We start from the raw sequence: 11,350 nt of genomic DNA, 5'->3' as shown, positions 1-11,350 counted from the left end.
CCGCCGCCTGCGCGGCGGCCCCTCCGTCAGCGCTACGCGCTGCCACCTCCCCCGGTGGGGGAGGAGTTTCATCGTCTCGGCTCCAGGCGGTTCAACCCGCGCAGGTATGGCTTGAGCGCCTCGGGCACCGCGACCGAGCCGTCCTCCTGCTGGTAATTTTCCAGCACCGCGACCAGCGTGCGGCCGACCGCGAGGCCCGAGCCGTTGAGCGTGTGGACGAAGGCGGGCTTGCCGTCGGCATTGCGGTAGCGCGCGTTCATGCGGCGCGCCTGGAAGTCGCCACAGGTCGAGCAGGAGGAGATCTCGCGATAACGGCCCTGGCCGGGGAGCCAGACTTCGAGGTCGTAGGTGCGCGCGGCGGAGAAGCCCATGTCGCCCGCGCAGAGCTTCATGCGGCGGAAGGGCAGGCCCAGCGCAGTGAGGATGCCCTCGGCGCAGGCGGTCATGCGCTCGTGCTCGCTCTCCGATTCCTCGGGGATGACGATCGAGACCATCTCGACCTTGTCGAACTGATGCTGGCGGATATAGCCGCGCGTGTCGCGGCCCGCGGCGCCGGCCTCCGAGCGGAAGCAGGGCGTGAGCGCGGTGAAGCGCAACGGCAGCGCGTCGGCAGAGAGGATCTGCTCGCGGACGATGTTGGTGAGGCTGACCTCCGCGGTCGGGATCAGCCAGCGGCCATCGGTGGTCTGGAAGCTGTCCTCGGCGAATTTGGGCAGCTGGCCGGTGCCGTACATCGCATCCGGGCGGACGAGGATCGGCGGGTTCACTTCCTCATAGCCGTGCTCGCCGGTCAGCGTATCGAGCATGAACTGGCCGAGCGCGCGGGCGAGCTTTGCGGCATGGCCGCGGACCAGCGTGAAGCGCGCGCCGGCGAGCGATGCGCCGGTCTCGAAATCGAGGCCGAGCGCGGGCCCGAAGGCGTCGTGCTCGCGCGGCTCGAAGGCGAAGACGGGCGGGGTGCCGACGGTGTGGACGAGCTGGTTGTCGTTCTCGTCCGCGCCGTCGGGAACGTCGGCGGCGGGGAGGTTGGGGATGGCGGAAAGCGCGTCCTTCAATGCCTCGTCGGCCGCGCCCTGGGAAAGGGTGAGCGTCTCGAGCTCTTCCTTTAGGCCGGCGACCTGCGCCATCAGCGCCTGGGCGCGATCCTCGTCCTTCGCCGCCTTGGCCTGGCCGACCTGCTTCGACAGATCGTTGCGGCGGCCCTGCACCTCCTGCTGGCGCGTGGTGAGCGAGCGGCGTGCCTCGTCGAGCGCGACGAGCATATCGGCTAGCGGCTCGGCACCGCGGCGGGCGAGCGCGGCGTCGAAGGCTTCGGGGTTTTCGCGGATCAGGCGGATGTCATGCATGGGCGCAGGCTATGGCGGCGGGTTGTATCCGGCGCAACCCGGCGCGCGCGGCGTGCGTTCATCCGGCAACAATCGAGGAGAATAAAGATGCAGGTCCCGCACAACGCCTTTGTCGTGGTCGCAGACGGCCGCAAGATGCTGTTCCTGAGGAACGAGGGCGACGCGACTCACCCCAATCTGCAGGTCGAGCGCAAGCGCGTGCAGCAGAATCCGGCCGATCACGAGCAGGCGACGGATCTGGCGGGCGGTGCCTCATCCACGCGCACGCCGGGCGCGAACTGGGCGTCGGGCGGGAATTTCGAGAATGCCGACTTCCATCAGCTGGAGGAGGACCGGTTCGCGGCGGATACGGCCGAGCTGCTCAACAAGCGCGCGCTCAACAATGATTTCGAATCGCTGATCGTCGTGGCACCGCCCAGCACGCTGGGCGAGCTGCGGAAACATTACCACAAGGAGGTTGAGAATCGACTGGCGGGCGAGATCGACAAGGATCTCACCCGCCATACGATACCCGAAATCGAGCAGGCGTTGATCGCGGCCGAGTAACTAGGCCGCTTCGGCGTCCTTCGCCTTGCGGTTCTGGAAGCGCTTGCGCGCGACGAGGGCCGCGGCGGCGGCGCCGAACAGCAGCACCATCGGCGGTGCCGGGACCGGATCGGGGCCGCCCGACGAGCCGGTGCTCCCGCTCGACGTGCTGCTCGAGGTCGAGGTGCTGGTCGACGAGGTGCTGCTCCAGCCGCTCGACGTGCTCCAGCCGCTCGAGGTCGAGGACGAGACGTCGCCCGACGAGCTGGCCGAGGTCGAGGTGGAGGTCGAGACGTTGCCGCTCGACGAGGACGAGACGTCACCCGACGACGACGCCGAGGTCGACGAGCCGCCCGAGGCCGAGCTGGTCGAGGAGCCGCCGGTCGACGAGGTGCTGGTGCTCGACACGCCGCCGGTCGAGGTCGAGGTGGACGAGCCGCCCGAGCCGCCCGAGGCCGACGAGGTCGAGCCGCCGGAGGTGCTGGTCGAGCCGCCCGAGGAGGACGAGGTCGACGAGATCACGATCCCGCCGCTGCTGCCCGAACCACCCGAGCCGCCGAAGAAGCCGCCGGCGAAGAAGCCGCCCGCAAATCCGCCACCGAAGCCGCCGCCGCCGACTGCGGCACCACCGCCGCCACCGCCGCCGCCACCGCCGACAGCGGGCATTTCCGCATAGACGGGCGGGGGAAGGGGGATGGGTGCGCCCTGCGCGGTGACGGTGAGCACCTGGGGCTGGCACTGCGCGGTGGTGGTGACGGTGCGCCGCACGATCCGCTTGCGGACCGGGCGCTTGACCACCCGCTTGGTGATCACGCGCTTTGCCACGACCGGTTGCTTCGACATGTAGGACCGCTCAGCGCGGGATTCGGCGACATGCACCGCGCCGCCGCCAATCACGGCGCCGCCGCACGCACATGCGCACAATTTAGCCAAGGCCATCCGAACCGACATGATCGTTCTCTCTATTTCCCCGGAGACTGCGCCGATGCTGCAGACGCAGCGCCCGTGCAGGCTCTTGCATGGAAAGTGCAGAACAAACCATTAAGTGCAATCGCGTTAACTATAGTTTCAGAGGCTGCCGGTCGATTTTCTGTGGGGACGGCGATCGCCGAATGGTTAATGTGCCGGGACGAGACAGAAGCTGGGGCGTCGGGCATTTATGCTTGACGGATATGGTTAATATGAACTGCCGAATTCGCGCCGTTCAGGCCCATGCAATTTTCCGCACCGCAAGAACGGTTTGGCGCGAAAATCTGTGGATTCGGACGCTTGTGGAGCCGGGCGCACCTGCCTATAGCGCCGACGGGCAAAAGTCGGATTTGGACGGCATCGCCGTCGCGAATCCGGTGTGGAGAGTGGCATGGCGACCGTTTACGAGCACCGCGACGACCCCGAGAAAGCGCCGCCGGCTGCCAATGATCTGCCGGACGGCTATCGTCCAAGCCCCGACGAACCCTTCATGAATCCGCGGCAGCTGCAGTATTTCCGCGAGAAGCTGCTGGCATGGAAGGATGCGATCCATCGCGAGGCGGCGGGCACGCTCTCGCAGCTTCAGGTCGATTCGCTGCGCGAGGCTGACCTGACCGATCGCGCCTCGAGCGAGACCGACTGGTCGATCGAGCTGCGCACCCGCGACCGGCAGCGCAAGCTGATCGCCAAGATCGATGCGGCGCTGCGCCGAATCGAGGACGGCGAGTATGGCTATTGCGAAGTCTCGGGCGAGCCGATCAGCCTGGGCCGGCTGGAGGCGCGCCCGATCGCGACGATGACCGTGGAAGCGCAGGAACGTCACGAGCGCAACGAGAAGGTCTCGCGCGACGAATAGCCCGAAAATGGATGCGGATACCCATTACGATTAACGTTTTCGATAGCGGTTGCTGGTGTAATTGGCCCCGGTAGCGAGCTTGAAGCACGGAAGATGGACCAGTTTCCGCCCGATCCCATGAACGCGAGCCCGGCTGATGATCCGTCGAGCCAGCGCACTGCGGCGCGCGACAGCTTGTTGCTGTCCGCGCAGCTGCGCGTCACCGGTGCGCCGGAGACGACGGTGCGCGTGCGCAACCTGTCGGCCGGCGGGCTGATGGCGGAATATGCGCAGCCGGTGCCGATCGGAACGCCGGTCGAGATCGACGTGCGTGGCGTGGGCTGGGTCAGCGGCCGCATCGCCTGGTCGGCGGAGGGCCGGGTGGGTATCGCGTTCGACAGCGAGATCGATCCGATGGCGGCGCGCAAGCCGGTCGGGAGCGGCACGCATACCCCGCGCTATGCCAAGGCGACCGAGAGCGCACCGCGTCCCGCGCGCCCGCTGTTTCGACGGTGAGCTTGGTCCGCCGGCTCCAGGCAGGCGGATCGAGCGATACGGCGTCACCCCGGCAGTCAGCCAGGGCGACACCGCAACACGCCTCAGATGAGCGTGATTTCTTCCTTTACCCTAAGCTTCTGGCGCTTCAGTTCGGCGATGATCATCTGATCGGGCATGGGCCGCTGCGACTCGGCGCTGATCTTGCGATCGAGAGTCGCGTGCTTGGCTTCAAGTGCCGAGAGATGCGCGTTCTGCATGGAAGCTATCCTCCTGCTCCGGTGGTTGCGAGGATCAAGGAGTAAATCATGATTCGCGGCGCTTGTCGCCCCTTGCGAATCGCGGCATCGACAGGGCAACGGCGATCTGCGACGGGCCGACAGGGCGCTGGCTTCCGGGGGGTGCGTAAAGAGATGGAAGACAATGAGATTCTGCGCCGGCTGGAACTGCTCCGGATCGAGCATCGTGACCTGGACGCGGCGATCGAGGCATTGTCGGGCGGCAATGCGCCGGACCAGCTTCAGATTGCGCGACTCAAGAAGCGCAAGCTGCGGCTGCGCGACGAGATCGCGATGCTCGAGGACCGGCTGATCCCCGACATCATCGCGTGAGCGGGTTATGAACAACGCATCGCTTTGGGACATGGGATTGCAACGATTGGCTATTTCGCTGCGGAACCCTTTGTGTCAGCGTTGCCTGCGATGAACAAGGGCGGCGCCACATCGCGAATCCACCGGCGGCTGATCGATTCGCTTTATACCGAGGCGATGGTGCTGGCGGACGAGGCGCGCGCCTATTTCGACGAGATGGGGCGTGGCGAGCGCGATACGCTCGACGCGATGACGCGGGTCGTCTTTTCGTGCGAGTCGCTCAAGGTGACGACGCGGCTGATGCACGTCATCGCGTGGCTGCTGACCCAGCGCGCGGTGGACACCGGAGAGATTCCGCTGGGGGATGCGCTGCACCCCTCGCGACGGCTGGGAACGGCGCCCGAGACCGACGCGGCCTCGTTCGACGCGATGCCGCTGGCGGCGCAAGGGCTGATCGCGGCGAGCCAGGATCTTTATCGCCGGGTCGCGCGGATCGATCTGACGCAAAGCGACGAGGCGCCGGTGCCGGTCAGCCCCGCGCGGCGGATGCTCGACCGGCTCGCCCACGCGTTCTAGGAATCAGGCGTTCCAGCCGCCTTCGGACAGGCCGGAAATGCGCGCACGGGCGGCGCGATATTCGCGATCGAGCCGATCGACGAATTCCGCCACAGCGGTCACCGCATGGACCGCGCCGATTCCCTGGCCCGAGCCCCAGATGTCGCGCCACGCCTTCGCCTTCTGGTTGCCGCCGGAGCCGAAGTTCATCTTGCTCGGGTCGCTCTCGGGCAGGTTGTCGGGATCGAGTCCCGCGCCGACGATCGAGGCGCGCAGATAGTTGCCGTGCACGCCAGTGAAGAGATTGGTGTAGATGATGTCGGAGGCCGAGCTGTCGACGATTCCGGCCTTGTAGGCCGCTTCGGCATTGGCCTCGACGGTCGCGATGAACGGCGAGCCGATATAGGCGAGATCGGCGCCCATCGCCTGCGCGGCGAGCACGGCGCCGCCATTGGCGATCGCACCGGAGAGAATGACCGGCCCGTCGAACCAGGCGCGCGTCTCCTGCACGAAGGCGAAAGGGCTGAGCTGGCCGGCATGGCCGCCCGCGCCGGCGCAGACGAGGATCAGACCGTCGGCACCCTTTTCCACCGCCTTGTGCGCGAACCGGTCGTTGATCACGTCGTGCAGCGTGATGCCGCCCCAGCCATGCACGGCCTGGTTCACCGCCTCCTGCGCGCCGAGCGACGTGATGACGATCGGCACCTGCCACTTGGCGCAGGTGGCGAGATCCGCCTCTAGCCGGTCGTTCGAGCGATGAACGATCTGGTTGACCGCGAAGGGCGCGGCGGGGCGGCCGGGATTGTCGCGGTTCCACGCCGCCAGCTCCTCAGTGATCTGGTGGAGCCATTCGTCGAGCTGGCTCTGCGGCCGCGCGTTGAGCGCGGGGAAGGAGCCGACGATTCCCGCCTTGCACTGGGCGATGACCAACTCGGGGCCGGAGACGATGAAGAGCGGCGAGCCGATGACGGGCAGGCGCAGGCGATCGAACAGAGCAGGTAGGGCCATTTGCGTTTCATACCCGAACTGAATTTGCTGTCCAGCGGGCGCGGCAAGGTGCGGCTGGGCCGCATACCCGCTTTTTGAAAGTGCTAGTCGATGCGGGTCAGCCCGGCGCGGAAGCGGCGCTGGCGGTCGGCATAGCCATGCGCTGAGATCAGCAAGGCCGCGCGTGCCGTAGCGTCGAGCTCGCGCACGGCGCGGGCGGGGGTGCCGACGATCAGGCTGCCCGGCGGAAACTCCTTCCCCTCGGTCACCAGCGCGCCGGCGCCGATCAGGCAATCGTCGCCGATCACCGCGTGGTTGAGGACGATGGCGCCCATGCCGACCAGCACGCGATTGCCCAGGGTACAGCCATGCAGGATCGCATGATGGCCGATCGTGCAGTCAACGCCGATGGTGAGCGGGGCGCCGGGGTCGGAGTGGAGCATCGCTCCCTCCTGCACGTTGCTGCGCGCGCCCACGACGATCGGGGTATTGTCCGCGCGAATCACCGCGCCGAACCACAGGCTCGCGCCCTCGGCCAGCCGCGCGTCGCCGATCACGTCGGCGCTAGGCGCGACCCACGCGTCGGGGTGGATCGACGGCGCCATACCTTCAAATGCATAGACGGCCATCGCGCGCTCCTTCGTCCCCGGCGTAATTTGTTCGCAGGCGGAACGTCCCGCCGTTTCAACCGTATATCCGCATGACTCGGCACTGCCGAGCCGGATTGCGGGAGACGGCAGATGATCAATCTAATCGTACTTCTCATCGTAGGCGGTGTGCTGGGCTGGCTTGCCAGCATCGTGATGCGCACCGACGCCCAGCAAGGCATCTTTCTGAACGTCGTGGTCGGGATCGTCGGCGCATTGCTGGCCGGCCTGCTCATTTCGCCGCTGATCGGCGGCGGGACGATCACGCAGGGCTCGTTCAGCCTGAGCTCGTTGCTGGTTTCGTTCCTGGGCGCAGTTGTCCTGCTGGCCATCGTGAACCTGGTGCGGCGCGGTTCGGTGCGCTGACCCGGGCGAATCCTTCCCAAGCACCTGGGCGGCCTCGGCCGCCCATTCTTTGTGTGCGTCAGCGAAGCGCCAGATTGGGAAGGTCGGGGATGTGGACGCCGAGCACGAGCGCCAGCGCGACCCCGCCCAGCAGCACCGCGAGCGTCGAGGACATCGAGAACAGGGCCCAGCCGACGGCGGTGACCATCGCCGGATTGGGACGGGCAAGGCGGCGGTTCTGCTCCGCCGACATCAGGACGAAGGCCGTCAGCAGCCCGTAGAGAAAAACAGTAAACTCGATCATCGCCAGGTTCCGCCCCCGAATCCTGTCGAGGATTACCGGCAAGTGGTTAACGCTTCAATTTCGGCCCGTCGCATCAATGCTGCGTTGCAGCGTGAATGTGCGCGGCTCCGCGAAGTTGAAAGGTCATTCAGGTTCGCTTGACCGCCCATACGTCGCGCGACTATCGCCCAGCCAAACGCACGCAGGAGAGAATCGCCGCGATGAAGAAGCTCTATCCCAGTGCCGAGGCCGCGCTCGAGGGCCTGCTTCACGATGGCATGATGCTGTGCGCCGGCGGGTTCGGCCTGTGCGGGATCCCCGAGCGGCTGATCGACGCGATCCAGGCATCGGGCGTCAAGGAGCTGACGATCGCTTCCAACAATGCCGGGATCGACAATGAGGGCCTCGGCAAGCTGCTGCGCAGCCGTCAGGTCAGGAAGATGATCTCCTCCTATGTCGGCGAGAACAAGGAGTTCGAGCGGCAGTATCTGGCGGGCGAGCTGGAAGTGGAATTCTGCCCGCAGGGCACGCTGGCCGAGCGCTGCCGCGCGGGCGGGGCGGGCATCCCCGGCTTCTACACCAAGACCGGCGTCGGCACGAAGGTGGCCGAGGGCAAGGAAGTGAAGCTGTTCGACGGCGAGGAATATATCCTCGAGCGCGGCATCCGCGCGGACCTGGCGATCATCAAGGGATGGAAGGCGGACGAGGCGGGTAACCTGATCTTCCGCAAGACCGCGCGCAACTTCAACCAGCCGATGGCTACCGCGGCGAATATCTGCGTCGCCGAGGTCGAGGAAGTGGTGCCGGTGGGCAGCCTCGATCCTGACGCGATCCACCTGCCGGGCATCTATGTGAAGCGGATGATCGTCGGCGCACCCTACGACAAGAAGATCGAGTTCCGGACGACGCGGACGCGGGAAGCGGCGTGAACGGGCTTCGCGCCGCGGCTGCGCTGACCTTGCTGTCGGCGATGACGGGCGGCTGCGTGGCAGCGGCGCTCCCGGTCGCGGTTGGCGGGCTGATGGCGAAGGACCAGCTTGGCGGACGGGACAAACGGAACCCGGTGAAGGGGGAGACCGCGAGCTCCGCGCGGGCGATGCCCAGCACGCAGGCAGGACGGGTGGCTGTCGCCGCAATCGAGGAACGCGCAGTGATCCAGACCGGGATGACGGCACTTCCGCCGCCCGCCGGTGTTCCCGGTTCGGGTGAGGCGGCGGCCTATAGCCTGCAAGCCTACCAAGCCCTGTGGAACCACCTGGCCGCGCAGGCCGAACGGCGCCGCCGCGGCGAGGCGCTGCAGTCGGTGGTGCTGATGCCGGGGACGACGCTCGACGCGCCGCGCTATGCGAGCTGCGAGAGCAAGCCGCTCGCGGTGGTGTTCGACGTGGATGAAAGCGCGGAGAAGGCGGCTGATCCCGACGCGCCATGGCGGCGCTGGAAGGGCGACGGGACCGATGCGGTGACCGCAACGCCCGGGGCGGTGGAAGGGGTGGATGCTGCGCGGCGTGAAGGCGTGGCGGTGATCTTCACCAGTCGCCGCTCGCCTGAAAGCGCATCCGGCGTCACCGGATTGCTCAGCCAGCTGGGCTTCGGGCGGTTCGAGCCGGGCCGCACGCTGATCCTGAGCGGCGGCGCAGAAACCGCAAAGAGCGACGAGCAGGTGCGTCAGGTGATCGCCGCCGGCTATTGTGTCATTGCGCTGGTCGGTGACTCGCTCAACGACTTCAGCAGCCAGTTCGAGGCGGCGGGCGATGCCGGAAAGCGCCAGACCGCGGCGACCGAAACGATGGTTGCGCCGCTATGGGGCGCAGGCTGGTTCATCCTGCCCAACCCGGTGCGCAGCGGCGCGGCGCCCCAACCCCAATGATCCCCGACGGAGAGAGATGATGCCCTGGACCCGTGACGAAATGGCCGCCCGCGCCGCCAAGGAGCTGCGCGACGGCTTCTACGTGAACCTGGGCATCGGGATCCCGACGCTGGTCGCGAACCACATCCCCGAAGGCGTCGAGGTGACGCTGCAGTCGGAGAACGGGATGCTCGGCATCGGCCCGTTCCCGTACGAGGGGGAGGAGGATCCCGACCTGATCAACGCGGGCAAGCAGACGATCAGCGAGCTGCCCCAGTCGGTCTATTTCAGCAGCGCGGACAGCTTCGCGATGATCCGCGGTGGGCATATCGACCTGACCGTGCTGGGCGCGATGGAGGTCGCGCAAAATGGCGACATCGCCAACTGGATGATCCCGGGCAAGATGATCAAGGGCATGGGCGGGGCGATGGACCTGGTCGCGGGGGTCAAGAAGATCATCGTGGTGATGGAGCACAACGCCAAGGACGGCAGCGCCAAGTTCATCCCCGAATGCACGCTGCCGCTGACCGGCAAGAATGTCGTCGACATGATCGTGACCGACCTGGCTGTGTTCCAGCGGGCCGATCATGATTCACCGTTCAGGCTGATCGAGCTGGCGCCGGGCGTGACCGAGGAAGAGGTCGCGGCCAAGACCACGGCGACGTATGAGGTGGCGCTCGCCGCCGCCTGAGTGCGACGGGTTTCCAGTGGTGACGATCGTTGCCCACATGAACTTGGGCGACTTCAGGAAATGATAGCGCTGCCACAACGCAAGCAAGGCGATGTGGGGGAGCGCGATACGGGCGCTGGGCGTCATCCTGGGGTTGGGCACGGGCTGTCGCCGGTGGTTGCGGCTGCACAGGAGGCGTCGGTGCCACGCGCCGCGCCTGCCGACGCGAAGGCGCGCGCCGTTAACCTGATCGCGCGGATGACGCCGAAGCTTCCGCAGTGATCCATTCGCGGAATGCGACGATCTTTCCGCTGCGTTGGCGCGCCGCGGGGTAGGCTAGCCAGAAGGCGCGGCCATCGGTCGCGGCGTGCGGATGCGCGCGGACCAGCCGCCCCTCGGCGATGTCGGCGGCGAACAGGATCGGCGAGCCGATCGCGACGCCGTGCCCTGCGACCGCCGCAGCGATGTCGAGATACTCGGCGGAGAAGGTCGTGCCGAAGCGATCCGTTACGGGACCGGTGGCATGGCCGAGATCCCGATACCAGATCTCCCACCAGTCGGGGCGGCCGAGCAGCGGCACGCGGAGCTGGATCGCCGGATCATCGAGCCCGCGAACGGCATCGGCTAGCCTCGGCGCGCACAGGGGCGTGAATAGGCTGGGAAAGAGCGGCACGGCATTCAGGCCCGGCCAGCTGCCGTGCCCGTTGCGGATCGCGATGTCATACCCCCCGCCAGCAAGATCGCGCAGGTCGGGTGACAGGTCGAGCTCGACCCGCAGGTCCGGGTGGAGCGCGCGGAAACGCCCGAGACGCGGCGCGAGCCAGGCGGTTCCGAGCGAGGGCAGCGCGGTAATGCGCAGCCGGGTCTGATCAGCATCGATCGCGCGCGCAAATCCGGCGCGCAGCGTGGTGAATGCGGACAGGGCATCGGCAGCCAGAAGCGCGCCCGCGGGGGTCAGCTCGACGCGCTGCGCATACCGCTGGAACAGGTCGATCCCAAGCTCCCGCTCGAGCTGACGGACATGATAGCTGACCGCGGCGGCCGTGGTGTGCAGCTCACGCGCAGCAGGTGCGAAGCCGCCCAGCCGGGCCGCCGCTTCGAAGGCGCGGATCGCGATGAGCGATGGAAGGCCGGTCGTTGCCACAAATCAGGCCCGATACTTTTCGAGAAGTTCGGAATGCATACCCTAAGTTTCCTTAAGGGTAAGGTACAATCTTTCGAGTCCCGCGAGGTTCCGGAAAACCGCACAGTCCAGCG

17 protein-coding genes are annotated in these 11,350 nt (G+C 67.0%); 11 read left to right on the top strand and 6 right to left on the bottom strand.

What is annotated here, in order from left to right; all coding sequences use genetic code 11:
- Nucleotides 1-68: 68 nt before the first annotated feature.
- Nucleotides 69-1,346 carry a serine--tRNA ligase gene (gene serS, locus VGD28_RS04130; protein WP_331027045.1) on the bottom strand — a complete coding sequence of 426 codons (1,278 nt, stop codon included), beginning with the start codon at nucleotides 1,344-1,346 and terminating at the stop codon, nucleotides 69-71.
- An 87-nt stretch (nucleotides 1,347-1,433) separates the two neighbouring features.
- Here serS and VGD28_RS04125 point away from each other — a divergent pair, with 87 nt between their 5' ends.
- From VGD28_RS04125 to VGD28_RS04105, 5 genes are all read left to right on the top strand, one after another.
- Entirely contained in the window at nucleotides 1,434-1,892 is a 459-nt protein-coding gene (locus VGD28_RS04125) for a host attachment family protein (RefSeq protein WP_331027044.1), read from the top strand.
- A gap of 43 nt (nucleotides 1,893-1,935) precedes the next feature.
- Nucleotides 1,936-2,547, top strand: coding sequence for a hypothetical protein (locus VGD28_RS04120; RefSeq protein ID WP_331027043.1), 612 nt, complete (start codon nucleotides 1,936-1,938; stop codon nucleotides 2,545-2,547).
- Nucleotides 2,548-2,565: 18 nt separating this feature from the next.
- On the top strand, nucleotides 2,566-2,718 hold the full coding sequence (locus VGD28_RS04115; RefSeq protein ID WP_331027042.1) for a hypothetical protein: 153 nt from the start codon (nucleotides 2,566-2,568) through the stop codon (nucleotides 2,716-2,718).
- A gap of 513 nt (nucleotides 2,719-3,231) precedes the next feature.
- Complete coding sequence (dksA, locus tag VGD28_RS04110) at nucleotides 3,232-3,696, top strand: RNA polymerase-binding protein DksA (RefSeq protein WP_331027041.1); 465 nt, start codon at nucleotides 3,232-3,234, stop codon at nucleotides 3,694-3,696.
- Nucleotides 3,697-3,813: 117 nt separating this feature from the next.
- Entirely contained in the window at nucleotides 3,814-4,191 is a 378-nt protein-coding gene (locus tag VGD28_RS04105; RefSeq protein WP_331027040.1) for a PilZ domain-containing protein, read from the top strand.
- Between the two features lie 83 nt (nucleotides 4,192-4,274).
- Here the strand turns inward: VGD28_RS04105 and VGD28_RS04100 are convergent, their stop codons facing one another.
- On the bottom strand, nucleotides 4,275-4,430 hold the full coding sequence (locus tag VGD28_RS04100; RefSeq protein WP_331027039.1) for a YdcH family protein: 156 nt from the start codon (nucleotides 4,428-4,430) through the stop codon (nucleotides 4,275-4,277).
- Nucleotides 4,431-4,583: 153 nt separating this feature from the next.
- Between VGD28_RS04100 and VGD28_RS04095 the strand changes: the two genes are divergently transcribed.
- Nucleotides 4,584-4,781 carry a YdcH family protein gene (locus VGD28_RS04095; protein ID WP_331027065.1) on the top strand — a complete coding sequence of 66 codons (198 nt, stop codon included), beginning with the start codon at nucleotides 4,584-4,586 and terminating at the stop codon, nucleotides 4,779-4,781.
- A gap of 90 nt (nucleotides 4,782-4,871) precedes the next feature.
- The gene (locus tag VGD28_RS04090; protein WP_331027064.1) at nucleotides 4,872-5,336 is read left to right on the top strand and encodes a DUF1465 family protein; all 465 of its coding nucleotides are present in this window, start codon (nucleotides 4,872-4,874) and stop codon (nucleotides 5,334-5,336) included.
- A 3-nt stretch (nucleotides 5,337-5,339) separates the two neighbouring features.
- Here VGD28_RS04090 and VGD28_RS04085 read toward each other — a convergent pair whose 3' ends face one another.
- A complete protein-coding gene (locus VGD28_RS04085) occupies nucleotides 5,340-6,323 on the bottom strand; it encodes a nitronate monooxygenase family protein (RefSeq protein ID WP_331027038.1) in 984 nt (327 codons plus the stop codon).
- Nucleotides 6,324-6,406: 83 nt separating this feature from the next.
- Nucleotides 6,407-6,931 carry a gamma carbonic anhydrase family protein gene (locus tag VGD28_RS04080; protein WP_331027037.1) on the bottom strand — a complete coding sequence of 175 codons (525 nt, stop codon included), beginning with the start codon at nucleotides 6,929-6,931 and terminating at the stop codon, nucleotides 6,407-6,409.
- A gap of 111 nt (nucleotides 6,932-7,042) precedes the next feature.
- Here VGD28_RS04080 and VGD28_RS04075 point away from each other — a divergent pair, with 111 nt between their 5' ends.
- Entirely contained in the window at nucleotides 7,043-7,315 is a 273-nt protein-coding gene (locus VGD28_RS04075; protein WP_414714460.1) for a GlsB/YeaQ/YmgE family stress response membrane protein, read from the top strand.
- 58 nt (nucleotides 7,316-7,373) lie between these two features.
- Here the strand turns inward: VGD28_RS04075 and VGD28_RS04070 are convergent, their stop codons facing one another.
- Nucleotides 7,374-7,598, bottom strand: coding sequence for a hypothetical protein (locus VGD28_RS04070; protein ID WP_331027036.1), 225 nt, complete (start codon nucleotides 7,596-7,598; stop codon nucleotides 7,374-7,376).
- A 200-nt stretch (nucleotides 7,599-7,798) separates the two neighbouring features.
- Here VGD28_RS04070 and VGD28_RS04065 point away from each other — a divergent pair, with 200 nt between their 5' ends.
- From VGD28_RS04065 to VGD28_RS04055, 3 genes are read left to right on the top strand one after another with little or no spacing between them, the layout of a single operon-like run.
- Nucleotides 7,799-8,506 carry a CoA transferase subunit A gene (locus VGD28_RS04065; RefSeq protein ID WP_331027035.1) on the top strand — a complete coding sequence of 236 codons (708 nt, stop codon included), beginning with the start codon at nucleotides 7,799-7,801 and terminating at the stop codon, nucleotides 8,504-8,506.
- Entirely contained in the window at nucleotides 8,503-9,444 is a 942-nt protein-coding gene (locus tag VGD28_RS04060) for an HAD family acid phosphatase (RefSeq protein WP_331027034.1), read from the top strand. Before VGD28_RS04065 ends, VGD28_RS04060 begins: the two co-directional genes overlap by 4 nt.
- Nucleotides 9,445-9,463: 19 nt before the next feature.
- Nucleotides 9,464-10,114 (top strand): CoA transferase subunit B, encoded by a 651-nt coding sequence (locus VGD28_RS04055; RefSeq protein WP_331027033.1) that lies wholly within the window; start codon nucleotides 9,464-9,466, stop codon nucleotides 10,112-10,114.
- Between the two features lie 220 nt (nucleotides 10,115-10,334).
- On the opposite strand, the gene VGD28_RS04050 is transcribed toward VGD28_RS04055, so the two are convergent.
- On the bottom strand, nucleotides 10,335-11,237 hold the full coding sequence (locus VGD28_RS04050) for a LysR substrate-binding domain-containing protein (protein WP_331027032.1): 903 nt from the start codon (nucleotides 11,235-11,237) through the stop codon (nucleotides 10,335-10,337).
- Nucleotides 11,238-11,350: the final 113 nt, after the last annotated feature.

It is taken from the genome of Sphingomonas sp. (assembly GCF_036402235.1).
Classification (GTDB): domain Bacteria; phylum Pseudomonadota; class Alphaproteobacteria; order Sphingomonadales; family Sphingomonadaceae; genus Sphingomonas.
Note: the sequence above shows the minus strand (reverse complement) of the source record. Positions and strands in the feature narration are given on the sequence as shown.